Raw genomic sequence first — 25,306 nt, 5'->3', positions numbered from 1 at the left:
CAAGCGCGCAGATCTGTTGCGGAGGACAGGGTGGGGACCACGCAGCTCGACACGGTGCCGGAGCCCAAGTACTGGCACCTCAAGACCGTGCTCAGCGACGCGCTCGACTCGGAGTTCGCGGTCGGTGAGGTCCTGCCCAACGAGCGTGAGCTCGCGGCCCGCTTCGGCGTGGCCCGCGCCACCCTCAGGCAGGCCCTCGAACAGCTCGAGCTGGAGGGCAGGTTGCAGCGCCGCCGGGGCGTCGGCACCACCGTCGCCCCGCCCCGCATGGGCGTCGCGGTCGGCGACCGGGCCCACAGCTGGGGAGACGCCGACGACGCCGACGACGCGGCCTGGCAGCCCGTCGACAGCACGGAGACCGAGCCGCCCGCCGCGGTCGCCCGGCTCCTCGACGTCCCGCCCGGCACCCTGGTGCACACCGTGCGCCGCAGCCGCGTCAGCCACGGCCAGCCGATCGCCGCCGAGCTCCTCTACGTCCCGTCCGACTCCGTCCCCGGCCTCACCGCCATCGACACCCCGCAGGGCGCTCCCCGCGCCCGCGCGGTCCTCCGCGAGCTGCGCCGTGTCGCACTCGAAGGCCGTGAGCAGTCCGTCGAGCTGGGCTCCGCCCGCGCCGACGACGCCAAGCAACTGGACCGCCTGCCCGGCGCCCCCGTCCTCCTGGTCACCACCCGCTACACCGCGGCCGGCCACACGGTCGCCGTAGCCGTCGCCACCTACCGCGCCGACACCTGCCGCCTCACCTTCGGCGACGGCGCGGACGTGGAACTCCTGGCGGGCTGACCGCTACGGGGTCTTCGCCGGGACCAGCTCGCGAATGATGCGGGCCAGGTCGTCCGGGGCGGCCGCGAGGCGCACCGGCGTGCCCCCGTCGTGGAGTTCGGCGATGTGCCAGCTCCTGGGGACGGTGTCACCGTCGCTGCCCCGGGCGCGCCGTACGTTCGCGACGGTGAGCCGTTCCACTGGTATCCGTTTCGCCGCGAACCGGCCCGGCCCGGGGTGGGGTGTCACCGCGGGCGGGCCGCCTCCGAGGACGATATGGGTGCCGAAGCCGTGCGGGTTGTAGTCGGTGTGCTCCAGGAAGCGGGCGGCGAAGAACGCTTCCGTCTCCGTCTCGGCGGGGCCTTCGGTGGCGTCGGCCGCTCCGGGCGTACGGACCCGGGTGGCGCGCCAGGCCCAGGCGAACAGGGCCAGCGTGACCAGCGAGCCCGCGGCCGCCCAGGTGATCGGGACAGGAGAGGCGAACAAGGTCGTCGGGTGGAGGTAGCAGAGTGGCAGCAACCACAGGGCGGTCCCGATGAGCGCGGCCCCGAACGGAAGGGCCGACGGGAGGACCTCGTCGTCGGGGAGCCGGCGCCCGCGCAGGCGCAGCAGCACCTGGGCTCCGGGGTAGCCCGCGACGAGGGCGAACACGGCTGCGACGACGGCCAGTTCCCCCGCGCCGGGGACGTGCTCGCGCCATACGTGGCCCGCACCGGCGACCTCCCTCACCTGGCCGCGCCACACGGTCAGTTCGACGCTGTCGCCGGCCTGGAACTCCTCGGCGGCCTCGGGTGAGACATCGAGTCGCTCCAGCGGCCGGCCGTCGGTGAAGTACAGCCAGCTGCGCTGTTTGGGCGGGTTGGACTCGGTCCGTGCGATCACGGCCGACAGGGTGGTCAGGCACGTGTCGCGCTCCGTGGTAGGCGTTCCGGCGGTGCACGGGGTGGCCGACCGCCACGCCCGCTCGTCGGACGCCATGCTCGGCACGAACCACGCGGCCACGCCCGCGCCCGCGAGCAGCAGCGCGCACAGGCCCAGCGACCCGGCCCAGCCGCGCCCGGCGGTGCGGGACGAGACGACCGGGATGTGGCTCGACTCCGGGGCTCCGTGGCGGCGGTGCAGCGCGCGGAGCGCAGCCAACTGCCCGTCGAAGTCCGGGTCGTGGGGTTCCCAGCTCTGCGGCAGAGGCAGGAGCCGCTTGCGTCCGTCGCGCAGCACCAGGCTGACGCGACGCGTCTCCTGGACCCGGGGGGTGTTCGCGTACTTCAGACGTACGCGCAGGTCGGCGATGTCGCGCCACGGTACGCTCCGACGGCGCAGCAGTGTCCGGGAGTGCAGCCCGTCCGCGTCGGCGCTCACCCGGGCGGTGACCCTGCGGAGCGAGGCGATGCCCACCAGTGCGAGAAGCAGCCCGACGCCCAGCCACACGTCCCAGAGCCTGCCCCAGAACACGATGCATACCACGGCCAGGCTCACCCCTGCCGCCCCGAGTCCGACGAAGAACCACAGAGGGCGCTTCCAGGAGGAACGGCAGGTCACTTCCCAGGCGTTGGTCATGCGTCAATCCTGCCACCGGCCGGGCGGCCGGCGCCGGGTCAGTCGGCGAGCAGGGCGTCCATCTGGCCGACCGCCTGCCGCAGGCCCTCGGCCATGCCCATCTCCAGCAGCCGCTCCATCTGCTCCCGGGAGTCGTAGGCCGAGCGCAGTTCCATCCGGGTGCCGCCGTCGTGCTCGGTGAGCCGCACCCGCACCGTGGTGATCGGCATGTCGGTGCTCGGTGTGCCGTCCGGGTCGGCGAAGCCGTCGGTGAACTCCAGGGAGGTCGGGGGGTTGACGGAGGTGATCCGCCACCAGCCGCGGTGCTTGTCTCCTTCCGGGCCGGTCATGAAGTAGGTGACCTCTCCGCCCGGGGTCAGGTCGTGCCGCTCCATGGTCGCCGGGTAGGTCGGCGGTCCCCACCAGCGCTCCAGCTGCCGCGGGTCGGCCCACACCCGCCACACGCGGTCCACCGGCGCGGCGAAGTCGGCGGTCAGGGTGAGGGTCAGGCTGTCGAAGTCCTTGGCCACGCTGGTGACGGTCATCGGTCTCGTCCTTCCGTCGGTTTGTTCTCTTCGGGGTCAGGGTCCTGGGCGAGCAGTCGGGCCATCCGGTCCACTCGTCCGCGCCAGGCCGTCTCGAGCTCGTCGAGCGCCTGCCGGGCGCGGACTATGGCCTCGGGGTCGGTTCGCACGAGCTGCTCCCGCCCGCGGCGCTGCTTGGTGACCAGCCCGGCCCGCTCCAGTACCGCCACATGCTTCTGCACCGCGGCGAAGCTCATGGGGTAGACCTCGGCCAGCCGCGACACCGACAGCTCGTCCCGCACACAGCGGCGCAGGATGTTGCGGCGGGTGGCGTCGGCCAAGGCGTGGAACAGGCGGTCCACGGTCTCGTCGGTCGACTCATCTACAACCATTTGGTTATACGTTAGCCCCGCCGCCCACCCGGCGCAAGGCCGCCACGCGTGCTCAGCGCGCGCGGATGAGACGTGCCCGCGAAACGGATGATCTCGTTCTGCCCTGCCGAACACCATGCGTCCATATGATCGACCCGTCATCTCGGGGGACGCACACATGACAACGAGGAGATCGAACATGTCCAGGATTTCCAGACGTTCGCTGCTGGGCTACTCGGGGACGGCCGCGGCTGGGGCGGTCCTGGCGTCGGCCGGGTCGGCTCAGGCGGACGAGGCGGAGCCCACCACCACCACCACCACCGCGGCGGCCGAAGTCCCGACCACCGGCGAGTTCTGGGGGGATTGCGGCCGCGGCGGTGAGGGCAACGACTCGCGGATGAGCCTCAGGTTCAGCGTCAGCTTCGAGAGCACGAACGAGGCCGACGCCATCACCGCTCTCGAGATCGCGAACCACCTGAACGAGCTCGCGGAGTCGCGCGGCTGGCGGCCCGCCACCTTCTACTACAACCCGGCCCCGGCCCCGCTCAACTGATCCGAACCCGGCATCGCCGATGATGGGGGTCAGCCGAACCAGACGACCAAACGCACGTTTTCGTCGCCGTGCTGGGCGGCGAGCTCCCGCATCGTCTGCCGGACAGGGGCCCAGCGCCCCTCGTCCGGAGGGGCGAACATCCGCGCGGTCAGGACCACCGGCCGGTACACAGCGCCGTCCAGGCGCACTTCGCCGCCCGGCGGCCACTCCGACGGCGCGAGGAGCACATCGCGCGTCCCAGTCGACGGCGGCGATGTCGGCCCAGGTGGCGTAGGTATGGCTGTGCTGGTAGTCGCCGACGCCGGTCTCCCGGACCGGGTCCGAGACGTCGGGCGGAAGCCCCCGGTCGGCGAAGAGCGGGCGCTCGACATCGCCCATGCCGCGGACGCCGAAGAGACAGTCCCACGCGTCGTAGTCCCGGCCGAGCCCGAAGTCCAGCAGGTCGGACTCGACCTCCTAGCATCCGTCCGACGCGCGGCTCTCGATGGCGCCGTCGATGTCCGTCCCCATGAGACACGACCCTAGCCGTGTCAGTGCCCCGCGCGGCGGGCGGTGACCGTGGACTCGACGGCGAAGAGCTCCTCTTCCACATGGTCGAGGGCCAGCCGGAGCGCGCCGGTCACCACGGCCGCCTCGCCGAGGAGGGACTGGGCGACCTGGGGTGGGCGGAGGCAGTAGCGGGCGAGTTCGTCGCGGAGGGGGTCGAGGATGCCGTCGAGGCCGGTGGCCCAGCCGCCGACCACGACGACTTCGGGGTCGAGGGCCAGGACGAGCGCGGCCACGTCGTGGACGAGGCGGCGGATGAAGCGGTCGACGGCGGCGCGGGCGCGGGTGTCGTCGGCGCGGGCGAGGGCGAAGACGCGGGCCACCTGGTTCTCGTCGAGGGGGTTGAGCGGTTCGTCGGTCGTGGACAGGACCTCTTCCGGACTGGCCTCGCGGCCCAGCAGGTGGAGGGCGCCGATCTCGCCCGCGGCGCCGCCGAAGCCGCGGTGGAGCCGGCCGCCGATCAGCGCGCCGGCGCCGGGGCTCAGGCCCGCCACGACATAGACGACGTCGTCGGAGCCGGCGGCCGCGCCTTTCCAGTGTTCGGCCACCGCGGCGGTGTTGGCGTCGTTCTCGACGAGCACCGGGCAGCGGAAGGAGCGCCGCAGGCGCTCCCCGAGGCGCAGGCCGGTCCAGCCGGGGAGGGCGGTGCACAGGTGGACGGTGCCGTCGGCCTCCACGATGCCCGGGCTGCCGACGCCCACCGCCCGTAGCGAGTAGCGCGCCACGCCGGACCGGCGCAGCAGGTCGGCCACGGCGGTACGGACCCGCTCCAGGCGCTCGTCGGCCGACGCCTTCTCGGAGACCTCCCGCACCGTTGAGCCGAGCGGGCGGCCGTCGAGGTCCGAGAGCAGGGCGGCGACGCGGTGGGCGCCTATCTCGACGCCGAGCAGATGGCCGGCCTCGGCCCGGAAGCGGAAGCGCCGGGCGGGGCGCCCCTGGCGGCGGACGCCGCCCTCCTCGGCGGGCATCTCGACGACCAGGCCGTCGGCGGTCAGCCCCTCGACCACGCCCTCGACGGTGGGGCGGGACAGGCCGGTCACCCGGGTGAGGTCGGTGAGCGTGGCGCAGCCGGGCACGGGTTCCGGGGCGTGGTCGGGGTCCGTGCCGTCGCCGTGGTCCTGGAAGTCGGGGGAGACGGTCGCCGCGCGCAGCGCGTGCAGGACGACGGCGGAGTTGATGCGCCGCAGCAGGGACGGATCCCCGCCGGTGAGCCGCCCCACATGGGCCTCCTCTCCTGTGCGTGTCTGCCGGATGGTAGCCGTTGGACAGGGACGCGGCGAGAGCCTCGTCAGCCGGGCACCACGAACCCCGACTCGTACGCCGCGATCACCGCCTGGGTGCGGTCCCGCGCGCCCAGTTTCGCGAGCACCGCGCTGACGTGTGTCTTGACCGTCTCGGCGCCGATGACCAGATGGCCGGCGATCTCGGCGTTCGACAGGCCGCGGGCCATCAGCCGCAACACCTCCGCCTCGCGTTCGGTGAGCGCCGCCCGCTCCATCGCCTCGCGGGCGCGCTCGTTGCCGCCGCGGGCCGCGGCGAAGGACCGTACGGCCGCCGGGAACAGCAGCGACTCGCCCTCCGCCGCCAGGCGCACCGCGTGCACGATCTCGGCGGGGCGGGCGCGCTTGAGCAGGAAGCCGTCCGCGCCGGCGCGCAGCGCCTCATAGACGTACTCGTCGTTCTCGAAGGTCGTCACGACCAGGATCCGGGGCGGGTCGGGGACCGCCCGCAGCACGGCGCGGGTCGCCTCGATGCCGTCCAGCAGCGGCATCCGGACGTCCATCGCGACCACGTCCGGACGCAGTTGCCGCACCAACGGCACCACCGAGGCACCGTCGGCGGCCTCGCCGGTGACCCGGATGTCCGGCTGGGACTCCAGGATCGCGCGCAACCCGGCGCGTACCAACTGCTCGTCGTCGACGAGGAGGACGCTGATCGACACATGATCACCTTAGTGCCCGCTTGTCGGTGTGCGTGCGGCCGGGCGTCTCCCCCTCGGGTCACCTGCGCGCGTGGCCGCGGTCCGGCGGGAGGGTCACACTCAGGCGCCACTCGCCCTCGTACGGGCCCGCCTCCGCCTCGCCGCCCAGCAGCGCCGCCCGCTCGCGGATGCCGCGCAGGCCGGTGCCGCGGCCGGGGCCGGCAAACGTCCCGTCCGGACGCTCGTGGCCCGGCAGCGGGTTGCGCACGTCCAGCCGCAGTGCCCCCGTGTCCGCGGCGACGGCGACCCGTACGGCCACCGGCACCGGGCCCGCGTGCCGCAGCACATTCGTCAGCGCCTCCTGCAGGATGCGGTAGCCCTCGCGGGACACCGGGCCGGGCAGCTCCTCCAGCGGGCCGGTCACCTCCGCGTCGAGCGTCGAGCCCGCCGCCCGCGCCGACTCCAGGAGGCGCTCGGCGTCGGTGAGGCCCGGGCGGTCGGCCGGGCCTCGGGCGGTGTCCTCGCGCAGCAGCCGCAGCACCCGCTCCAGGTCCTCCAGCGCGTGCCGGCCGGTCTCCTCGATCGCGGTCAGGGCGCGGTCCGTGAACTCCCGCGAGCCCGCCGCGCGCGCCGCGCCCGCCTGGACCACGGCGACCGTGAGCGCGTGTCCGATGGAGTCGTGCAACTCGCGGGCGAGCCGGTTGTGTTCCAGTAGCCGCTCCGTACGCTCCTCCAGCGCGGCCAGCCGCTCCGCGGCCGACGGGCCGAGCAGGCGGGTCGCGGCCGCCGTCATCAGGCTCCCGGCGGCCACGACCAGGGCCATCAGGGCGGCCAGGGGGAGCGGGGCGAGCAGCGCGTACCACCAGTGGTGGCCGCTGATCCGTACCCCCATGACCACCGTGGGCGTGCCATGCGACACGGCGGTGATCAGCGCTCCCGTCAGGGCGGGCAACTGGACGCTCAGCAGCGCCGTCAGGCAGCCGGCCTCCAGCCGCAGGACCAGCCACAGCGCGGTGCGCCCCCGGTCGCCCCGGGACGCGGACGGCGCGGCCGCGATCCTCGGGGCGAGGTGGCCCTGCTGGTGGCGCGCGTGCTCGCCAGGGGTGAGCAGCAGGCGTGCCTGCAGCCCTTCCGCCAGCCGGGTGGCCGGCACCATCGCGACGGCGACCAGCGGCAGCACCGGTAGCACCGGCAGCCACAGCAGGTCGGCCGGGCGGAGGTCGAAGAGCCCGGGATAGACCAGGCCGCACGCCGCCGCGACCACGGCTCCCATCAGCAGATGAAGCCAGCGGGTGTAGGTGACCGCCCGGGTCAGCGGGGCGAGGGCGGTCCGTGCGGCGCGCGGGATACGGGCCGTGAGGGCGGTGGGCGACGTTGACACGTCGGCCATCGTGCCCCGCGCCCCACTCCCGCGCCCTCCCCCGCGTGGGGGAGGACGACCCCGCGCGAGGGGGAAGCCACGGGCGGCCCGGCCCGGGAGCGTGGAGACCATGACCACCGCGACGTCGATCGACGTACACGAGCTGACCAAGGACTACGGGGCGACGCGCGCCGTGGACGGGTTGACCTTCCGGGTGCTGCCCGGCCGGGTCACCGGTTTCCTCGGGCCCAACGGCGCCGGCAAGTCCACCACCATGCGGATCGTGCTCGGCCTGGACCGGCCGGACTCCGGCACCGCGACCGTCGGCGGCCGCCCGTACCGCGCGTACGACGAGCCGCTGCGCCACGTCGGCGCGCTGCTGGACGCGGGCGCCGCCCATGGCGCCCGCACCGCCCGGGACCACCTGTTGTGCCTGGCGCTCAGCAACCGCGTCCCCGCGAGCCGGGTCGACGCCGTGCTGGAGGAGTCGGGACTGGCCTCCGCCGCGAAGCGGCGCATCCGGACGTTCTCGCTCGGCATGCGGCAGCGGCTCGGCATCGCGGCGGCGCTGCTCGGCGATCCGCCCGTGCTGATGCTCGACGAACCGGCCAACGGGCTCGACCCGGAGGGCATCATCTGGATCCGTACGCTCATGAAGCGGCTGGCCGGGGAGGGCCGCACCGTCCTGGTCTCCAGCCATCTCATGGCCGAGACCGCGCTGACCGCCGATCACCTCGTCGTGCTCGGCCGGGGCAAGCTGCTCGCCGACATGTCCATGGAGGCGTTCATCCAGGAGCACAGCCGACCGCGGGTGCGGGTGCGCACCACCGAGCCGGAGCGGATGCGTTCGGAGCTGACCCGGGCGGGGCTGACCGCGGAGCCGGACGGGCCGGAGCACTGGACCGTCGACGGGGCCACGCCGGAGGAGGTCGGCACGCTCGCCGCCCGCCACGGCATCCCCGTCCTCGAACTGGCAGACGACAAGGCCTCCTTGGAACAGGCGTATCTGCGGCTCACCGCCGAGGAGGCGGAATTCACCGCTTCTGCATCCGCGTCCGAGGACAAGACGGCAAACACCGAGAAGCAGGAGGTTTGAGAACATATGTCGGTCAAAGCGGTGCTGTACTCCGAGTGGATGAAGATCCGCACCCTGCGAGCCCTTTTGATGGCCCTCCTCGGGGGTCTGGTGGCGACGGCCGGCATCTCGGCGGCGGCGAGCGCGACCTATGACGGCAAGCAGAACGACTTCGATCCGGTCTTCTACTCCTTCTTCGGCCTGCCCTTCGGGCAGATCGCCGCCGTCTGCTTCGGCGTGCTCGCGGTGGCGAACGAATACACCAGCGGAGGCATCCGCGTCTGGCTGGCCGCCGTCCCCCGGCGCGGCCTGTACTACGGGTGCAAGCTGACCGTCGTGGGCCTGTGCGCCCTGGCCGTCGGCCTGATCACCGGGTTCGTGTCGCTGCTCGGCGGCCAGGCGCTGCTCGGTGACGAAGGGGTGGGCCCGGGCGCGCCGGGGGCGCTGCGCGCGGCGGTCGGCTGCGGGATCTATCTCGCCCTGCTGACGGTGCTGGCCTCGGGCGTCGCCGCCGTGCTGCGCAGCCCGGTCGGTGCCCTGGCGGTGGTCATCCCCATTCTCTCCTTCCTCTCTCCGGTGTTCGGCACCACGTCCGCCACCCGGTTCCTCCCCGACCAGGCCGGTCAGCAGGTGCTGCATGCCACGCCCGAAGGCCCGCTGGGCGCGTGGACGGGGCTCGGGGTGCTGGCGCTGTACACGGCGGTGGCGGTGTTCTGCGGGCGGCTGGCGATCGAGCGCCGGGACACCTGACGGGCGGCCAACTGCCCGGCGCCGCCTGGTTGTCGCCCTTCGACTGTCGGACCTCGCTTGTTTAATGAGGTCATGACCAGCACGGCGGACCATCTGGCGACCATCGATTTGCTGCGCGACCGGGACTTCCCCGACCGGCGGGGCGTCGTCGGGGCCGTGGAGAGCGGCCCCGGCTTCCATGTCGCCGACCTCCGGGTCAGCGAGGACTTCTGGGACGCGGATCTGGAGCGCCTGATCGAGGTCGAGGAGGAGTTCGAGGCGGAGCTGGGGGCGCTGGTCCAGGTGCTGTCCTTACGCTGGGGCGAGCCCGAAGTCCTCGACCTCGTCGACCACTTGGAGCGCCAGGCCATGGGCGAGCCGGTGCCGGAGCCGCTGCGGTCGCTGTGCGGCTACGTGGGGCGGGTGTACGGCTGGCGGACCGACGGGCGCTGGATAGGGCTCGGGATAGGACAGGGGGACCGCGAGCTGCCCCTGCAACTGGTCGCGGCGATAGGGGAGGACAGCGTGCGCTGAGCCGTCAGCCGTCAGCCGTCAGCCGTCAGCCGTCAGCCGTCAGCCGTCAGCCGTCAGTCGCTGGTCGGTCATGAGCCGTCGGCGTCGCTGTACGCGGCGTCGCGCAGCCGGCCGAACTCCTCGGCCATCGTGGCCAGGGTCCAGTGGGCGTTGAGCCCGCTGGGGTTCGGCAGGGCCCATATCCGGGTGGTGCCGATGGTGCGTTCCTGCGGGCCGATCTGGGCCCGCTTGTCACCGAAGGCGACCCGGTACGCCGTCACCCCGGCGACGGCGAGCCACCGCGGGCGCAGCCGGGCGACCTTCTCCGCCAGGATCCGCCCGCCCTCGCGGTACTCCTCGTCGCTCAGCTCGTCGGCCCGCGCGCTGGCGCGGGCGACCACATTGGTGATTCCCAGGCCGTAGCCCGGCAGCTCATGCTGTTCGGACGGCTGGAGCCGGCGCGGGGTGAAGCCCGAGGCGTGCAGCACGGGCCAGAAGCGGTTGCCCGGGCGGGCGAAGTGGTGGCCCGTCGCGGCGGTCATCAGCCCGGGGTTGATGCCGCAGAAGAGTACGCGGAGGCCGTCCGCGACCACATCGGGCACGAGGCGGTCGCGGGCGGCTTCCAGTTCGGCGGGGGTCATCGCGGGGTGCCCGGCCGGGTCACAGGATCGACCCGGGGGTGTACGCCGCCGCCTCCGGGTGGCGCCCCGCGATCTCCTCGATCCGGGCGACCACCGCGGCGACCTGGTCGGCGGCCGCGCCCGTGAAGGACAGCTTGTCGGCCATCAGCGCGTCCAGCCGGCCGCGGTCCAGCGGGATCCGCTCGTCGGCGGCGAGCTTGTCGAGCAGTTCGTTGCGCTCGGCGCCCTGCTCGCGCATCGCGAGCGCCGACGCGACCGCGTGCTCCTTGATGGCCTCGTGTGCCACCTCGCGGCCCACCCCGGCCCGCACCGCCCCCATCAGCACCTTCGTCGTCGCGAGGAAGGGGAGGTAGCGGTCCAGCTCACGGGCGACGACGGCGGGGAAGGCGCCGAACTCGTCGAGGACCGTGAGGAACGTCTCCAGCAGCCCGTCGAAGGCGAAGAAGGCGTCCGCCAGCGCGACGCGGCGCACCACCGAGCAGGACACATCGCCCTCGTTCCACTGGTCGCCCGCCAGCTCGCCGGTCATCGAGGCATAGCCGCGCAGGATCACCGCGAGGCCGTTGACGCGCTCGCACGAGCGCGTGTTCATCTTGTGCGGCATGGCGGAGGAGCCGACCTGCCCGGGCTTGAACCCCTCGGTCACCAGCTCGTGCCCGGCCATCAGCCGGATCGTCTTGGCGAGCGAGGAGGGGGCCGCGGCCAGCTGCACCAGCGCGGTGACCACCTCGTAGTCCAGCGAGCGCGGGTAGACCTGGCCGACGGAGGTGAAGGCCTGCCCGAAGCCCAGGTGCCCGGCGATCCGCCGCTCCAGCTCGGCCAGCTTGGCCGTGTCGCCGCCCAGCAGGTCCAGCATGTCCTGGGCGGTGCCGACCGGGCCCTTGATGCCGCGCAGCGGGTACCGGGCCAGCAGCTCCTCCAGTCGCCCGTAGGCCACCAGCAGCTCGTCGGCCGCGGTCGCGAAGCGCTTGCCGAGGGTCGTCGCCTGCGCCGCCACGTTGTGCGAGCGCCCGGCCATGACCAGCTCGGCGTGTTCGGCGGCCAGCTTCCCCAGCCGGGCCAGCGTCGCGACCGTACGGCCTTGGACCAGCTCCAGGGAGAGCCGGATCTGCAGCTGCTCCACGTTCTCGGTCAGATCGCGGGAGGTCATGCCCTTGTGGACGTGCTCATGCCCGGCGAGCGCGTTGAACTCCTCGATCCGGGCCTTCACGTCGTGCCGGGTGACCTTCTCGCGCTCGGCGATCGAGGCCAGGTCGACGGTCTCCAGGACCCGCTCGTAGTCGGCGAGGGCGGCGTCCGGCACCTCGATCCCGAGGTCCTTCTGGGCGCGCAGCACGGCGAGCCACAGCCGCCGCTCCAGCGTCACCTTGTACTCGGGGGACCACAGGACGGCCAGCTCCGCCGAGGCGTAGCGGCCGGCCAGGACGTTCGGGATGCGCGGCTTACCAGTCACGGGCAGACAGTCTACTGGGCGTATACGCAGGCCAGCGCGGTGGCCGTGGTCGCCCCCGGGACGCCGGCGGCTCAAGACCTCGTACGGCGGCGGCTCAGCCCTCGTACGGCAGCAGCTCGGCCCGCTTCGGCAGGCGTCCGTCTCCCGTGGACCGGCCCGTCAGCCGCCGGCCGATCCACGGCCCGAGGTGCTCGCGGGCGAAGCGCGCGTCCGAGGCGCGCCGGGCGGCCCAGCCGGGCTGTACGGCAGGCGGCAGCGGGGCGTTCCAGTCGGCCTCCGGCTCGTGTCCCAGCGCCTGCCAGACGGCCTCGGCCACTCGCCGGTGCCCCTCGGAGTTCGGATGCAGCCGGTCATCCGCCCACATCCGCGGGTCGCCGAGCACTTCGGAGGTGAAGAGGTCCACGACGATCGCGCCGTGCCGCGCCGCCAGCTCGTCGATGAAGGAGAACAGCCGCTCCATCCGCGGCAGGAACCGCACCAGCACCGGTCCGCGCCGCCCCGGGCTGCGCATCAGCACCAGCTGTTTGCAGCTGGGTGCCAGCCGCTCCACGGCCTCCTCCAGCAGCCCGCAGACCCGCTCCACGTCGCACTTGGGCCGCAGTACGTCGTTCAGCCCGCCGACCAGGGTCACCAGGTCCGCGCCCATCGCCGCCGCCGCGTCCGTCTGCTCGTCGACGATCTGCCGGATGAGCTTGCCGCGCACGGCGAGGTTGGCGTAGCGGAAGCCGGGGGTGCGGGCCGCGAGGCGCGCCGCGAGCAGATCGGCCCAGCCCCGGTAGGTGCCGTCCGGCAGTCCGTCGGACATGCCCTCGGTGAAGGAGTCGCCGATGGCGACGAAGCTGCTGTAGGTAGTGTTCATCTGCATGGCGCGGGAGATCCTATCCCGCGGGCTGCGCGCGGCGCCGGGCACGCGCATGATGAGCCGCATGGGGATGACCAACATCTACTTCGAGGGCGGGGCGCGCAACGGCACGACCGCCACTTGGAACCTGGAGCCGGGCGCCGACATCTACGACGACAACATCTTCCGGCCGCCCGAGCTCTACCGGCGGACCACCAGGACGAAGGTCATCGGGCGCATCGAGTACACGATTTTCCGCTATGACCCGTCCGGCACCCGGCCCACCTAAGGCGCGCGCGCAACCTGTCTCGCGCGCTCCGCGCGCCGGGCGGATCCCTCGGTTGGCCCGTGCCGGGTTCCGGATGGGGCGCATCGGGGCAGTCTGGTCGGCGTGGATGCCTTTGAATGCGACCGTACGACCATGGCCATCGTGGCCGCCGCGCTCGCCGACGACGGGGAGGGGGCCGTCGCCCTGCTGGACCCGCTGGAGCGGCGGGACGTGTGCAGGGTGGCCGTCCGGCTGGCGGCCATGGCCGCCGACGCGCTGCTGGCCGTGGCGGAGGAGGGGGGCGGGGGCAAGGCCGAGGCGCTCGCCCACTGGCAGGCGTGCATCATCGCGCACGAGTCACGGCGGGACGAGTGACGGGCGGGCCGCCCCGACCGCCGCGTCAGGCGACCAGCTCGCGCAGTACGTCCTCCATGGTGACCAGGCCCTCCAGGCGTCCGTCCGGGCCGATGACGGCGGCGAGGTGGGTCCGGCTGTCGCGCATCGCGGTCAGCACGTCGTCCAGCGCCGTCTGGGACCGCACCCGGGCGATCGGGCGCAGCTGATCCAGGCGGAACGGCAGGTCGCGGGGGTGCGCGTCCAGCGCGTCCTTGACGTGCAGATAGCCCAGGATGCGCCCGGAGTCGTCGACCACCGGGAAGCGTGAGAAGCCGGAGGCGGCCGCCAGCCGCTCCAACTCCTCGGGGGTCACCCCGAGCCGGGCGGAGACCACCCGCACCAGGGGCAGCACGACGTCGCGCACCCGGCGGCGGCCCAGCTCGAGGGCGTCCCGCAGCCGCTCGCTGGCCCGGTCGTCCAGCAGCCCGGCCTCGCTGGAGTCCACGACCACCCGGACCAGTTCGTCGTCGGAGAAGGTCGCCGACACCTCGCCCTTGGGCTCCACACGCATCAGCTTCAGCAGGGCGTTCGCGAAGGCGTTGACGGCGAAGATCACGGGGCGCAGGCCGCGCGTCAGGGCGACCAGCGGCGGGCCCAGCACCAGCGCCGTGCGCACCGGCTCGGCCAGTGCCACGTTCTTGGGCACCATCTCGCCGAACAGCATGTGCAGATAGGTCGCCGCGGTCAGCGCGATCACGAACGCGACTGGGTGGACCAGCCCGAGGGGCAGCCGCACCGCGTGGAAGAGCGGCTCCAGCAGATGCGCGATGGCCGGCTCAGCGACGGCGCCCAGCACCAGCGTGCACAGGGTGATGCCCAGTTGGGCCGCGGCGAGCAGCGCGGAGACGTGCTCCAGCCCCCACAGCACGGCGTGGGCCCGCCGGTCGCCCTGCTCGGCGCGCGGCTCTATCTGGCTGCGCCGCACCGAGATGAGGGCGAATTCGGCGCCGACGAAAAAGGCGTTGACGACCAGCGTCAGCAGGCCGATCAGCAGCTGGAGCAGGGTCATCGGGAAGCCCCCTCGCCGTCGCCGCCGCGCCCGGCCTCGCCCGCGTACGGCAGCGTGGCCCGCAACCGTACCCGCGCGGCCCGGTGGCCGGTGTCGTCGGCCACCTCGATGCCCCAGCCCGCCACCTCCAGGGTGTCGCCCCGCACCGGGATCCGGCCGAGCTCGGTGGCCACCAGCCCGGCCAGCGTCTCGTACGGGCCGTGCGGCACCGGCATGCCGAACGCCTCCAGCTGGTCGACGCGGGTCGCGCCGTCCGCGTCGTACAGCGTCCGGCCCTCCGCGTCCGCGCCGACCGGGGCCAGATCGGGCTTCTCGTGCGGATCGTGCTCGTCACGGACCTCGCCGACGACCTCCTCGACGATGTCCTCCAGGGTGACGACCCCGGCCGTACCGCCGTACTCGTCGATGACCACGGCCATGCTGCGCTCCCCCGAGAGCCGGTCGAGCACCCGGTCCACGGTGAGCGACGCCGGGACGACCAGCGGCTCGCGCATCAGCTCCGACACCGGGTGGCGAAGCCGCTCCTCGGCGGTGACGGCCAGCACGTCCTTGATGTGGGCGGTGCCGACGACCGCGTCCAGGCTGCCGCGGTGGACGGGGAAGCGGGACAGGCCCGTGGCGCGGGTGGCGTTGGCGACGTCCTCGGCGGTGGCCCGTACGTCCAGGGCGATGACCTGCACACGCGGGGTCATCACGTTCTCCGCGGTCAGCTCCCGCAGGTTCAGGGTCCGTACGAACAGCTCGGCGGTTTCCGCCTCCAGGGCGCCCTCCCGGGCGGAGTGCCGGGCCAGCGCGACCAGCTCCTGCGGGCTGCGCGCCGAAGCCAGCTCCTCGGCGGGCTCCAGGCCCATCCGGCGCACCGTGCGGTTGGCGGTGTTGTTGAGGTGGGCGATGAACGGACGGAAGAGGGTGGTGAAGGCGCGCTGCGGGGTGGCGACGGCCCGGGCGACGGGCAGCGGGCGCGAGATGGCCCAGTTCTTCGGGACCAGCTCACCGACGACCATCAGCACGATCGTCGACAGCGCTGTGCCGATCACCAGCGCGACCGATCGGACGGCGGAGCTCGGTACGCCCATCGCCTCGAGCGGGCCGGCCAGCAGCGCGGCGACGGACGGTTCGGCGAGCATGCCGACCACCAGATTGGTGACGGTGATGCCGAGCTGAGCGCCGGAGAGCTGGAAGGTCAGGCTGCGCACGCCCTTCAGCGCGCTGGCCGCGCCCCGCTCCCCGCGCTCGGCCGCCCGTTCGAGCTCGCTGCGCTCGACGGTGGTCAGGGAGAACTCCGCCGCGACGAACCCGCCGCAGGCGAGGGCCAGCAGGAGCGCCACGGCCAGGAGGAGCACTTCGGTCATCGGTTCACCCCTGTCCCATGGTCCAGCAGGGACGGGAGGAGCGCGATGTCGCCCGACGGACGAGTTCTCGGCGACGACGCGAAGAAGGGCTAGACGCGCTGTCGGCTAGTGGGCGGGATCCAGCGGCTTGACCCAGCGGCTCCACTCCGGCTGCGGGGCGTAACCCGCCGCGCGCCACGCGTGGTGGGCCAGTGCGTTGTGGTCCAGCACCATCGCGTCACCGCGCCGCCCGCCGAGCGCGGCGAACCGCTCCTCGGCCGCCTGGAGCAGGGCGGTCCCCACGCCTCGCCGCCGGTGGGCGGGGTGCACGGCGAGTCGGTAGAGATGGCAGCGCCAGCCGTCGAAGCCCGCGATCACGGTCCCGGCGAGCCCGCCGCCCCGCTCGGCCAGCAGCAGCGACTCGGGGTCGCGGTCGAGCAGGCGGGCCACGCCGTCCCGGTCGTCGCTGATGCTGGTGCCCTCGGCCGCTTCCTTCCAGAAGGCCAGCACGGCGTCGAGGTCAGCGGGGGCCGCGGCCCGTATCAGGAGATCGCTCATGGCGGGATCCCATCACCGCCGGGCGCGGGGCGTCGATCGAATTGCCCTCCATCCCGCGATGTGAGACCTGGCTTGCCGGTGCTAGCGGATAGGCGCTAGCGTAGGGCCGTGGCGAAGACACAGCTGAACGTCCGGGTCGACGAGACCACCGCGGAAGTGGCGCGGGAGCGCGCCCTGCAGCGGGGCATGAGCATGAACCGCTACATCGAAGAGCTCGTGCGCAAGGACGCCGGAGAGGTGGGCCATACCTTCGTGGAGGCCGCCGCCGACTTCATGAAGCAGTACCGGTCCGTCTTCGACGAGGAGTTCGGCAAGGAGGGCGAGGCGCGCTCTTGAATGTGCGGATCGACCTCGCCTGGCTATTGATGGTCGCGGAGCGCAGTACCCCCGGAGACCCCCAGGTCACCGACTACGGCGCGCTGGTCGCCGCCGTCAGCAGACATGAAGCCGAGATATTCGGCACCCCCGTCTACTCCGACCCGCAGACCCGGGCCGCCGCGCTGCTGCAGCTGCTCCTGCTGGTGCCCGCCCTGGAGCGGTCGAACGCGCTGTTCGCCTCGGCCGTCGCGTACGCCTATCTCATCGCCAGCGGGCTGAGGATCGCCACCACCCCCGAGCGCGTCCGTGATCTGGCCCGCCTGGTCAAGGACGGCACCGCCGACGTCCACACCATCGCCGCCGAGCTGCGCAGCTGGAGCGAATGAGGGGGCGCCGTGTCCCCGCCGCTCCATCACGTGCTTGATCTCTGCATCCTCCATTCGCTCTCCGAAAGAAAAAGCCCCTCCGGGCGTCGGTTTAGGCCGAACGGGGGCCGATCGTGGCGTCACGTCTTGACGGCACCCCGGTGGGCCGGTTGACTCACGCGCCGCCCGCTCATCCGAAGGAGCCGCGATGCCACGTCAGCGAGAACAGCGCGCCAGGCGAAGACAGCGCAGACAGCGCAGACAGCACGGAAGGTTCGGATCCAGCGCGGCGTCGCTCATCGCCGGGGCGGTCGTCGCCGCCTTACTGCCGCTCACGGGAGGGGCCGCGGCCGCGGCCGACGAGCCGCCGCCCGTCCCCGTGGACCGCTTCGAGGGCGAGGTGCCCTTCGCCTCGCCGCCCGCCGAGGGAATCTTCACCTGGGGCAGCGACGCCGACGACCAGCCCGCCCTGAAGCTCGTGGAGCGCGCCGACGCCCCCGAGGGGGCCAAGGTGCTGGAAGGCTCGTACGACATCAGCGGCTGGGGCGGCTTCTCCCACGACTTCGCCTTCGACCGGCCCGCCCACGACTGGTCCGCCGCCAAGGGCATCCGCTTCTGGTGGTACGGCCGAAACACCGCGCCCCTGCCACCCGGCTCGGGCAAGCGGATCAACTTCGAGATCAAGGACGGCGGGGCCAACGGCGAGGCCTCCGAGCTGTGGACCACCTCCTTCACCGACGACTGGCAGGGCTGGCACCGCGTCGAGATCCCCTTCTCCGACTTCCGGTACCGCACCGACTACCAGCCGGTCGGCGGCATCGACCAGGTCCTGGGGCTCACCGAGACCTGGGGGTACGCGGTCACCCTCCCGGCCGGGCAGAAGGGCCGGTTCGCGCTCGACGGGGTCGAGCTGTACGGAAAGGCCGACGGGTCGCTCAAGGCGCAGGTGATCACGGACGCCGCCGTCCACCCGGTCAAGGAGGGCGCGACCGCCCGGATCAGGATCTCCGTCGCCACCACCGGCTCGGTGCCGATCGACGAACCCGTCACCGTCGACTACGCCACCGACGCGGACGGCGCCACCGCCACCTCCGGCGAGGACTACCGGCCGGTCGAGGGCAGCGTGACCTTCCCGGCCGGGACCGCCTCCGGCACCTCCCGCACCGTCGAGGTCGTCACCGTGAAGGGCGGCGGCGCCGAACCGGCCGAGGCGATCCCGCTGCGGCTCACCGTGTCCGGCGCCAAGGCCCCGGCCGAGACGCCACGGGTCGTGATCGACGCGCACGGGCTGCCGTACCTCGACCCCAAGCTGCCCGTGCAGCGCCGGGTCAAGGACCTGCTCTCCCGGATGTCGCTCGAGGAGAAGGCCGGGCAGATGACCCAGGCCGAGCGCAACGCGCTCACCTCGCCGGGCGACATCGCCGGCTACGGCCTCGGCTCCCTGCTGTCCGGCGGCGGCTCGGTGCCCACCCCCAACACGCCCGAGGCCTGGGCGCGGATGGTGGACGCCTTCCAGCTGCGCGCCCAGGCCACCCGCTTCCAGATCCCGCTGGTGTACGGAGTGGACGCGGTCCACGGCCACAACAATGTCGTCGGGGCGACGGTCACGCCGCACAACATCGGCCTCGGCGCGACCCGCGACCCACAGCTGGCCGAGAAGACCGGCGCGGTGACGGCCTCCGAGGTGCGCGCCACCGGCGTTCCCTGGGACTTCGCGCCCTGCCTGTGCGTGTCGCGCGACGAGCGGTGGGGACGGGCGTACGAGTCCTTCGGCGAGGACCCGGCGCTGGTCACGGCCATGGAAACGGTCATCAAGGGCATGCAGGGCTCACCCTCGGGCAAGGACCTGGACCGTTCCGACAAGGTGCTGACCACCGCGAAGCACTTCGTCGGCGACGGCGGCACCGGGTTCGGGTCCTCGACCACCGGCAGCTACACCATCGACCAGGGCGTCACCAAGGTCACCCGCGAGGAGCTGGAGAAGGTCCACCTCGCGCCGTTCCGGGAAGCCGTGGACCGCGGGGTGGGCACCGTGATGCCCTCGTACTCCTCGCTCGACATCGTCGGCGACGGGCAGGCGCCGCTCAAGATGCACGCCGACGGAGCGATGATCAACGGCGTGCTGAAGGACCGGATGGGCTTCGAGGGCTTCGTCGTCAGCGATTGGCAGGCCATCGACCAGATCCCCGGCGACTATCCCAGCGACGTCCGCACCTCGGTGAACGCCGGGGTGGACATGATCATGGTGCCCACGGCGTACGCGGGCTTCCACACCACGCTCGTCGACGAGGTGAAGGCCGGCCGGATCAGCCGGGCCCGGATCGACGACGCGGTCTCCCGCATCCTGACGGCCAAGTTCCGGCTCGGCCTTTTCGAGAGGCCGTACGCGAACACCCCCCACCTCGACCGGATCGGCTCGGCGGCCCATCGCGCCGTCGCCCGCGAGGCGGCCGCGAAATCACAGGTGCTGCTGAAGAACGACGGCGGGGTGCTGCCCCTGAAGCCCTCCCAGAAGGTGTACGTCGCCGGGTCCAACGCCGACGACCTCGGCAACCAGACCGGCGGCTGGACCATCACCTGGCAGGGTTCCTCCGGCCGGAACACCGAGGGCACCACGATCCTGGAGGGCATGCGGAAGGCGCATGCGCCGACTGGGGGGACCGGGGGCCCCGCCATCACCTACTCCAAGGACGCCTCCGCCCCGACGGACGGATACGACGTCGGTGTCGTGGTCGTCGGCGAGACCCCGTACGCCGAGGGGGTGGGAGACGTCGGCAACGGCCATGACCTGCGGCTGTCCGACACCGACCAGGCCGCGGTCGACCGGGTGTGCGGCGCCATGAAGTGCGCGGTGCTGATCGTCTCCGGGCGTCCGCAGCTCGTCGGCGACCGGCTCGGGGACATCGACGCGCTCGTCGCGTCCTGGCTGCCCGGCACGGAGGGCGACGGCGTCGCGGACGTCCTCTACGGCAAGCGGGCCTTCACCGGGCAGCTGCCGGTGACCTGGCCCAGGTCCGAGGCGCAGCTGCCGATCAACGTGGGCGACGCGGCGTACGACCCGCGATACCCGTACGGGTGGGGGCTGACGACGGCGGCCCGCGCGCCCGGCGGGGATGGCGCGAAGCGCCTCGAGGAGCTGACCGCCGAGGCGAAGGCCGCCCGGAAGACCGGCGGGGCGGGCTCCGCGGAGGGGCGTGCGATCGCGACGGCCGCGCGGCTCCTGGTCCAGGACCGGGTCGGCCAGAAGATCACCCCGGCGGTGGCGAAACCCTTCGCCGAGGCGGACCATCTGCTGCTCGGCGGGGACGTGGTGGGGGCGCTGGGGAAGCTGATGGCGGCGTACCGTGCCGCGGGGTGAGGCTGCGCGCTGACTCGGCGGGGCGCACGCGATGATCGCGTGTGCCCCGCCGTACGGCCCGCACAGTCAGCCCCGCGCCGCGGCGAACCGCTCCGCGCTCCAGGTCCCGTCGAGCTCGGGGGCCAGCCAGCCGGACGCCGCGGCGCGGAAGTCGGCGGGCGGGAGGGCCGCCGCGCCGTGGGGGAGGGCGCCCAGCAGGGGAGCGCCCGCCGCCTCCGGCAGATCCGCGAGGTTGCAGCGGTCCGCGAGATCCGGGGCCGTGGGCCAGCTGCCGATGACGACGCCGGGGCAGTCCAGACCCCGGGCGCTCAGCGCCTCCGCCGTCAGGGTGGTCGTATTGAGCGTCCCCAGGCCCGCCTGTACGACAACCAGCACGGGCGCGCCCAGCAGCCGGGCCGCGTCCGCGAGCGTTCCGCCCTCCTCGTCAAAGCGCACCAGCAGGCCGCCCGCGCCCTCCACGAGCACCAGGTCGTGCTCGGCGGCCAGCTTCTCCGCCGCCTCGGCCACCTCATGCGGGCGCACCGGGGCGCGGCCGGCCCGGCGGGCGGCGGTGGCCGGGGCCAACGGCTCCGGGTAACGGGCGAGTTCCGCCTGCGTGACCGCCCCCGCCAGCCGCGCCACCTCCGCGGCGTCCCCCGGCTCGTCGGCCCGGACCCCGGTCTGCGCGGGCTTGAGCACCGCTACGGACCGGCCGGCGGCCAGCGCGGTGGCGGCGATGGCGGCGGTGGTGACGGTCTTGCCGATCTCTGTGCCAGTGCCGGTGATGACGAGTACGGGCATCCGGTTGCGCCTTTCGGTGTCGTGCGTGTGCGGGCCGTCGCGGGCGGTTGTCTCCCCGCCGAGGCCCCTGGCCTCCGGTGTCCGGGTCGGCGCCGCCGTCCCGTGTCACCCCGCGCGGGCCGCCGCGTGCAGGGCCGCGCAGATGCGGGCCACGTCGTCGTCGCCCGTGATGTACGGCGGCATCGTGTACAGCAGGTCGCGGAACGGCCGCAGCCATACGCCCTCCCGTACCGCCGCGCGGGTCGCCGCCGCCATGCCTGCCTCGTCGAGGGCGTGGTCGAGCTGGACGACGCCGATGGCGCCGAGCACCCGGACGTCGCGTACGCCGGGCAGTTCGGCCGTGGCGGCCAGACCGTCCCGCAGCCCCCCCTCGATGCGTTTGATCTCCTGTCGCCAGTCGTGGCCGAGCAGCAGGTCGATCGAGGCGAGCGCGACGGCGGTCGCCAGGGGGTTGCCCATGAAGGTCGGGCCGTGGGCGAGCACCGGCAGTTCGCCGCGCGAGATGCCGTCCGCCACGCGGGGTGTGCACAGGGTGGCGGCGAGCGTCAGATAGCCGCCGGTGAGCGCCTTGCCCAGGCACATCACATCCGGGCTGACGCCCGCGTGTCCGGCCGCGAAGAGTTCGCCCGTGCGGCCGAAGCCGGTGGCGATCTCGTCGAAGACCAGCAGGACGTCGTGCTCGTCGCAGGCCTCGCGCAACACCCGCAGCAGGCCGGGGGAGTGGAAGCGCATCCCGCCCGCGCCCTGCACCACCGGTTCGACGATCACCGCGGCCAGCTCGTGGGCGTGGCGGGCGACCAGGTCGCGCAGATGCGCCTCGTACGCGGGGTCCGGCGAGGCGTCGAAGCCGGGCGGGGGCGCGTCGGCGAAGACCTGACGGGGCAGCAGGCCCGACCACAGGTGGTGCATGCCGCCGTCCGGGTCGCACACCGCCATCGGCTGCCAGGTGTCGCCGTGGTAGCCACCGCGCCAGGTGAGCAGCCGCCGCTTGTCGGGGCGGCCCAGCGAGCGCCAGTACTGCAGGCACATCTTGACCGCGACCTCGACCGAGACCGAACCGGAGTCGGCGAGGAAGACGTGTTCGAGCGGCTCGGGCGTGATCTCCACGAGGCGGGCGGCCAGCCGTACGGCGGGCTCGTGGGTGAGCCCGCCGAACATCACATGGCTCATCCGGTCCAGTTGGCCGCGCGCCGCGTCGTTGAGCGCCGGGTGGTTGTAGCCGTGGACGGCGGACCACCACGACGACATCCCGTCGACCAACTCCCGTCGGCCTTCCGCCGGTTCGGCCAGGCGCAGCCTGACCCCGGCGGCGGACTCCACGATCAGCGGGTCCTGGCGGCCGGGTATCGGTCCGTACGGATGCCAGACGTGCCGCCGGTCGAGGGCCAGCAACTCGCCGGGTGCCAGCGGTTTGCCGGGCGTCGACTGCGGCTCAGGCATTGGGCGGCAGGTCCGTGCCCACGCCACGGCGGCGCACGGCGACCAGGTCGGTGCGAGCGTCTGCGGCCGGCGGGCCGGCGGGTGCGGCGGCCGGTACGGCAGCGGGCGCGGGCTCGGCTCCCGCCCCGGCACCGGCTCCCGCAGCCGCCCCCGCCGCGGGCTCCGCCTCGCCGCACGGCGCGCAGCCTCCCCCCGCCGAGCCGCAGCCCGTGCCCACCGCCTCCCCCAGCGAACCGCTGTGCGAACCGCAGCCCGCCCGGGCCGCCGCGAGCGCGTCGGCCCGGTGCGCGGGCAGCGTCGTCTCCTCCGCGCCCTCCACCTCGAAGCCGGCGTCGGCGATCATCGCGAGGTCGTCCTTGCCGGCCTGGCCCTCGGTGGTCAGATAGTCGCCCAGGAAGATCGAGTTGGCCAGGTGGAGGGCGAGCGGCTGGAGCGAGCGCAGATGGATCTCGCGGCCGCCGGCGAGCCGTACTTCCACATCCGGGCAGACGAACCGCACCATCGCCAGGATGCGCAGGCAGCGCTGCGGGGTGAGCGTCCACTCCTTCGCGAGCGGAGTGCCCTCGATGGGGATGAGGAAGTTCACCGGCACCGAGTCCGGGTTCAGATCCCGGAGCGCGAAGACCACGTCGACGAGGTCCTCGTCCGTCTCGCCCATGCCCGCGATCAGCCCGGAGCAGGCGGACATGCCCGCCCCCTGGGCCTGCCTGACGGTCGTCACCCGGTCGGCGTAGGTGTGGGTGGTCGTGATCTCCCCGTAGGCGGCCTCCGAGGTGTTGAGGTTGTGGTTGTACGCGTCGGCGCCCGCGTCCCGCAGCCGCGTCGCCTGACCGTCGGAGAGCAGGCCGAGACAGGCGCACACCTCGACGCCCTCGTTCTGTTCCTTGATCGCCTCGATGGTCCGGGAGACCCGCTCCACGTCCCGGTCCGTCGGCCCGCGCCCGCTGGCGACCAGGCAGACCCGCTTGGCGCCCCCGGCGACCCCCGCGCCCGCGGCGGCGGCGGCCTCCTCGGGCTTCAGCCAGGTGTATTTGAGGATGTCGGCGCGCGAACCGAGCCGCTGTGAGCAGTACGAGCAGTCCTCGGGGCACAGCCCGGACTTGAGGTTGACCAGATAGTTGAGCTTCACCCGCCGCCCGAACCAGGCGCGGCGCACCTTACCCGCCGCGGCCACCACGTCGAGCACGTCGTCGTCGGCGGTCGCCAGTACGGCGAGGGCCTCTTCTCGGGTCGGCAGCTCGCGCCGCAGCCCCTTGTCCACCAGCGTCTTCAGCAGCTCCATGGCGCCGATCCTGCCCTGCCCCAGGGTCCGGGGCAAAGGAGGGACCGCACAACACCACTCGTTCCAGGTGTGTGTATTGCCACACCCTGCCCATGCATGGACGCCGCTACGTTCTATCGGGACCCGACAGTTGGTGCCCGACGGAAGGCAGGGACGGCGTATGCCCCAGGACCGCCACGACGACCCGTTCGAGTGGATCGACGAAGAGAGCGAACGGCGGAGCCGTGACGGCCTCGTCCGTACGCTCAACCCCCGCCCCGCCGACTCCCCGCTGCTCGACCTCGCGGGCAACGACTACCTGGGTCTGGCCAGGCACCCGGAGGTGACGGCCGCGGCCGGTGCGGCCGCGGCCCGCTGGGGGGCGGGCTCGACCGGGTCCCGGCTGGTCACCGGGCATACGGAGCTGCACGCCGCGCTGGAGGCGGAGCTCGCCGCCTTCTGCGGCTTCGAGGCGGCCCTGCTGTTCTCCTCCGGCTACGCGGCGAACCTCGCCGCCGTCACCGCGCTGAGCGGCCGCGACGCCCTGGTCCTGTCCGACGCGGTCAACCACGCCTCGCTCATCGACGGTTGCCGGCTGTCCAGGGCCGAGGTCGCCGTCGTCCCGCACGCCGACCCCGATGCGGTGCGCAAGGCCCTCGCCGCCGCCTCCCCGGCAGCGGAGACGGCAGCGGAGGCGGAGGAGACGGCCCGGGGCGCGAGGCGGCCGCGCCGGCGCGCGCTCGTGGTCACCGACTCCGTCTTCTCCGTCGACGGCGACGCCGCACCGCTGCCCGGCCTCGCCGCCGCCTGCCGCGCGTACGGCGCGGCCCTGGTCGTCGACGACGCGCACGGCTTCGGGGTGCTCGGCGACGGCGGGCGCGGCGCGCCGCAGGGCGCCGGGCTCGCGGGCGCGCCCGACGTGGTCGTGACCGTCACGCTTTCGAAGGCGCTGGGGAGCCAGGGCGGGGCCGTCCTGGGACCGGCCCGGGTGATCGAACACCTGGTCAACTCCGCACGCACGTTCATCTTCGACACCGGCCTGAACCCGGCCGCCGTGGGCGCCGCCCTGGCGAGCCTGCGCCTGCTGCGCCGCGAGCCGGAGCGCGCCGCTCGCGCCCGCGCGATGGCCACCGGGCTGTACGAACGGCTCACCGCCGCCGGGCTGAGCGCGGTGCGGCCCGACGCGTCGGTGGTGTCGGTGCGGGCCCCCTCGCCCGAGCGGGCGGTGCGGTGGGCCGCGGACTGCCGCGCGGCCGGGCTGGCCGTCGGCTGCTTCCGCCCGCCGTCCGTCACGGACGGGATCTCCCGGCTGCGGCTGACGGTCCGGGCGGATCTGACCGATCAGCAGATCGAGGAGGCGGCCGACGCGATCGTACGGACCGCGCCGACCGCCTGAC

Annotated in this window: 28 protein-coding genes; 12 read left to right on the top strand and 16 right to left on the bottom strand. The window is 73.4% G+C overall.

The features are described 5' to 3' along the window. Positions 1 to 30 precede the first annotated feature (30 nt). Positions 31 to 783, top strand: a complete 753-nt coding sequence (locus tag PV419_RS41940) for a GntR family transcriptional regulator (RefSeq protein ID WP_319698074.1) — start codon at positions 31 to 33, stop codon at positions 781 to 783. Positions 784 to 786: 3 nt separating this feature from the next. Here PV419_RS41940 and PV419_RS41935 read toward each other — a convergent pair whose 3' ends face one another. The 3 genes from PV419_RS41935 to PV419_RS41925 are packed head-to-tail and all read right to left on the bottom strand — an operon-like array spanning position 787 to position 3,214. Beyond that, positions 787 to 2,319 (bottom strand): PH domain-containing protein, encoded by a 1,533-nt coding sequence (locus PV419_RS41935; protein ID WP_319698072.1) that lies wholly within the window; start codon positions 2,317 to 2,319, stop codon positions 787 to 789. Between the two features lie 38 nt (positions 2,320 to 2,357). Beyond that, positions 2,358 to 2,843, bottom strand: coding sequence for an SRPBCC domain-containing protein (locus PV419_RS41930; protein ID WP_319698071.1), 486 nt, complete (start codon positions 2,841 to 2,843; stop codon positions 2,358 to 2,360). Beyond that, positions 2,840 to 3,214 carry a metalloregulator ArsR/SmtB family transcription factor gene (locus PV419_RS41925; RefSeq protein WP_319698070.1) on the bottom strand — a complete coding sequence of 125 codons (375 nt, stop codon included), beginning with the start codon at positions 3,212 to 3,214 and terminating at the stop codon, positions 2,840 to 2,842. The genes PV419_RS41930 and PV419_RS41925 overlap by 4 nt, the downstream gene beginning before the upstream one ends. 178 nt (positions 3,215 to 3,392) lie before the next feature. Here PV419_RS41925 and PV419_RS41920 point away from each other — a divergent pair, with 178 nt between their 5' ends. Next, on the top strand, positions 3,393 to 3,746 hold the full coding sequence (locus PV419_RS41920) for a twin-arginine translocation signal domain-containing protein (protein WP_319698068.1): 354 nt from the start codon (positions 3,393 to 3,395) through the stop codon (positions 3,744 to 3,746). A gap of 29 nt (positions 3,747 to 3,775) precedes the next feature. On the opposite strand, the gene PV419_RS41915 is transcribed toward PV419_RS41920, so the two are convergent. Continuing rightward, positions 3,776 to 3,973 carry a hypothetical protein gene (locus PV419_RS41915; protein ID WP_319698066.1) on the bottom strand — a complete coding sequence of 66 codons (198 nt, stop codon included), beginning with the start codon at positions 3,971 to 3,973 and terminating at the stop codon, positions 3,776 to 3,778. Positions 3,974 to 4,022: 49 nt separating this feature from the next. On the opposite strand from PV419_RS41915, the gene PV419_RS41910 reads away from it, so the two are divergent. After that, positions 4,023 to 4,271: a hypothetical protein gene (locus tag PV419_RS41910; RefSeq protein WP_319698064.1), complete on the top strand. Its 249-nt coding sequence runs from the start codon at positions 4,023 to 4,025 to the stop codon at positions 4,269 to 4,271. A gap of 5 nt (positions 4,272 to 4,276) precedes the next feature. Here the strand turns inward: PV419_RS41910 and PV419_RS41905 are convergent, their stop codons facing one another. From PV419_RS41905 to PV419_RS41895, 3 genes are all read right to left on the bottom strand, one after another. Beyond that, on the bottom strand, positions 4,277 to 5,512 hold the full coding sequence (locus tag PV419_RS41905; RefSeq protein WP_319698062.1) for an ROK family protein: 1,236 nt from the start codon (positions 5,510 to 5,512) through the stop codon (positions 4,277 to 4,279). Positions 5,513 to 5,580: 68 nt separating this feature from the next. Beyond that, positions 5,581 to 6,234 (bottom strand): response regulator transcription factor, encoded by a 654-nt coding sequence (locus tag PV419_RS41900; protein ID WP_319698060.1) that lies wholly within the window; start codon positions 6,232 to 6,234, stop codon positions 5,581 to 5,583. A gap of 58 nt (positions 6,235 to 6,292) precedes the next feature. Continuing rightward, positions 6,293 to 7,603, bottom strand: coding sequence for a sensor histidine kinase (locus PV419_RS41895; RefSeq protein ID WP_319698058.1), 1,311 nt, complete (start codon positions 7,601 to 7,603; stop codon positions 6,293 to 6,295). A gap of 100 nt (positions 7,604 to 7,703) precedes the next feature. Here PV419_RS41895 and PV419_RS41890 point away from each other — a divergent pair, with 100 nt between their 5' ends. The 3 genes from PV419_RS41890 (at position 7,704) to PV419_RS41880 (ending at position 9,911) form a co-directional block, all read left to right on the top strand. Beyond that, positions 7,704 to 8,669, top strand: coding sequence for an ABC transporter ATP-binding protein (locus PV419_RS41890; protein WP_319698056.1), 966 nt, complete (start codon positions 7,704 to 7,706; stop codon positions 8,667 to 8,669). A gap of 6 nt (positions 8,670 to 8,675) precedes the next feature. Beyond that, positions 8,676 to 9,398 carry an ABC transporter permease subunit gene (locus PV419_RS41885; protein ID WP_319698055.1) on the top strand — a complete coding sequence of 241 codons (723 nt, stop codon included), beginning with the start codon at positions 8,676 to 8,678 and terminating at the stop codon, positions 9,396 to 9,398. A gap of 72 nt (positions 9,399 to 9,470) precedes the next feature. After that, a complete protein-coding gene (locus PV419_RS41880) occupies positions 9,471 to 9,911 on the top strand; it encodes a hypothetical protein (RefSeq protein ID WP_319698054.1) in 441 nt (146 codons plus the stop codon). Positions 9,912 to 9,979: 68 nt separating this feature from the next. Here PV419_RS41880 and mug read toward each other — a convergent pair whose 3' ends face one another. From mug to PV419_RS41865, 3 genes are all read right to left on the bottom strand, one after another. Continuing rightward, positions 9,980 to 10,531 (bottom strand): G/U mismatch-specific DNA glycosylase, encoded by a 552-nt coding sequence (gene mug, locus PV419_RS41875; RefSeq protein WP_319698052.1) that lies wholly within the window; start codon positions 10,529 to 10,531, stop codon positions 9,980 to 9,982. Positions 10,532 to 10,550: 19 nt separating this feature from the next. Next, the gene (gene purB, locus PV419_RS41870; protein WP_319698050.1) at positions 10,551 to 11,984 is read right to left on the bottom strand and encodes an adenylosuccinate lyase; all 1,434 of its coding nucleotides are present in this window, start codon (positions 11,982 to 11,984) and stop codon (positions 10,551 to 10,553) included. A 94-nt stretch (positions 11,985 to 12,078) separates the two neighbouring features. Continuing rightward, positions 12,079 to 12,849 (bottom strand): SGNH/GDSL hydrolase family protein, encoded by a 771-nt coding sequence (locus PV419_RS41865; protein WP_319698048.1) that lies wholly within the window; start codon positions 12,847 to 12,849, stop codon positions 12,079 to 12,081. Between the two features lie 61 nt (positions 12,850 to 12,910). On the opposite strand from PV419_RS41865, the gene PV419_RS41860 reads away from it, so the two are divergent. Further along, a complete protein-coding gene (locus PV419_RS41860) occupies positions 12,911 to 13,114 on the top strand; it encodes a hypothetical protein (RefSeq protein WP_319698047.1) in 204 nt (67 codons plus the stop codon). A gap of 132 nt (positions 13,115 to 13,246) precedes the next feature. Beyond that, a complete protein-coding gene (locus PV419_RS41855) occupies positions 13,247 to 13,468 on the top strand; it encodes a hypothetical protein (RefSeq protein WP_014181418.1) in 222 nt (73 codons plus the stop codon). Positions 13,469 to 13,493: 25 nt separating this feature from the next. On the opposite strand, the gene PV419_RS41850 is transcribed toward PV419_RS41855, so the two are convergent. From PV419_RS41850 to PV419_RS41840, 3 genes are all read right to left on the bottom strand, one after another. Then, a complete protein-coding gene (locus PV419_RS41850; RefSeq protein WP_319698045.1) occupies positions 13,494 to 14,498 on the bottom strand; it encodes a hemolysin family protein in 1,005 nt (334 codons plus the stop codon). Then, on the bottom strand, positions 14,495 to 15,850 hold the full coding sequence (locus PV419_RS41845) for a hemolysin family protein (RefSeq protein ID WP_319698044.1): 1,356 nt from the start codon (positions 15,848 to 15,850) through the stop codon (positions 14,495 to 14,497). The genes PV419_RS41850 and PV419_RS41845 overlap by 4 nt, the downstream gene beginning before the upstream one ends. 105 nt (positions 15,851 to 15,955) lie before the next feature. Next, on the bottom strand, positions 15,956 to 16,387 hold the full coding sequence (locus tag PV419_RS41840; protein WP_319698043.1) for a GNAT family N-acetyltransferase: 432 nt from the start codon (positions 16,385 to 16,387) through the stop codon (positions 15,956 to 15,958). Positions 16,388 to 16,495: 108 nt separating this feature from the next. On the opposite strand from PV419_RS41840, the gene PV419_RS41835 reads away from it, so the two are divergent. From PV419_RS41835 to PV419_RS41825, 3 genes are all read left to right on the top strand, one after another. Beyond that, positions 16,496 to 16,723 (top strand): antitoxin, encoded by a 228-nt coding sequence (locus PV419_RS41835; RefSeq protein WP_319698042.1) that lies wholly within the window; start codon positions 16,496 to 16,498, stop codon positions 16,721 to 16,723. Then, positions 16,720 to 17,091, top strand: coding sequence for a fic family toxin-antitoxin system, toxin component (locus tag PV419_RS41830; protein WP_319698041.1), 372 nt, complete (start codon positions 16,720 to 16,722; stop codon positions 17,089 to 17,091). Before PV419_RS41835 ends, PV419_RS41830 begins: the two co-directional genes overlap by 4 nt. A gap of 187 nt (positions 17,092 to 17,278) precedes the next feature. After that, positions 17,279 to 20,428, top strand: coding sequence for a glycoside hydrolase family 3 protein (locus PV419_RS41825; RefSeq protein ID WP_319698039.1), 3,150 nt, complete (start codon positions 17,279 to 17,281; stop codon positions 20,426 to 20,428). A gap of 66 nt (positions 20,429 to 20,494) precedes the next feature. Here PV419_RS41825 and bioD read toward each other — a convergent pair whose 3' ends face one another. The 3 genes from bioD to bioB all read right to left on the bottom strand — a co-directional run bounded on the left by bioD (position 20,495) and on the right by bioB (position 23,930). Further along, positions 20,495 to 21,208 carry a dethiobiotin synthase gene (bioD, locus tag PV419_RS41820; RefSeq protein WP_319698038.1) on the bottom strand — a complete coding sequence of 238 codons (714 nt, stop codon included), beginning with the start codon at positions 21,206 to 21,208 and terminating at the stop codon, positions 20,495 to 20,497. 105 nt (positions 21,209 to 21,313) lie between these two features. Beyond that, positions 21,314 to 22,648: an adenosylmethionine--8-amino-7-oxononanoate transaminase gene (locus PV419_RS41815; RefSeq protein WP_319698036.1), complete on the bottom strand. Its 1,335-nt coding sequence runs from the start codon at positions 22,646 to 22,648 to the stop codon at positions 21,314 to 21,316. Continuing rightward, positions 22,641 to 23,930 carry a biotin synthase BioB gene (gene bioB / locus PV419_RS41810; RefSeq protein ID WP_319698035.1) on the bottom strand — a complete coding sequence of 430 codons (1,290 nt, stop codon included), beginning with the start codon at positions 23,928 to 23,930 and terminating at the stop codon, positions 22,641 to 22,643. The genes PV419_RS41815 and bioB overlap by 8 nt, the downstream gene beginning before the upstream one ends. Before the next feature lie 160 nt (positions 23,931 to 24,090). Here bioB and PV419_RS41805 point away from each other — a divergent pair, with 160 nt between their 5' ends. After that, positions 24,091 to 25,305 (top strand): 8-amino-7-oxononanoate synthase, encoded by a 1,215-nt coding sequence (locus PV419_RS41805; RefSeq protein ID WP_319698034.1) that lies wholly within the window; start codon positions 24,091 to 24,093, stop codon positions 25,303 to 25,305. Position 25,306: the final 1 nt, after the last annotated feature.

The sequence above is a fragment of the Streptomyces sp. ME19-01-6 genome (genome assembly GCF_033793745.1).
Classification (GTDB): domain Bacteria; phylum Actinomycetota; class Actinomycetes; order Streptomycetales; family Streptomycetaceae; genus Streptomyces.
This window is presented reverse-complemented; position numbering and strand designations above follow the sequence as displayed.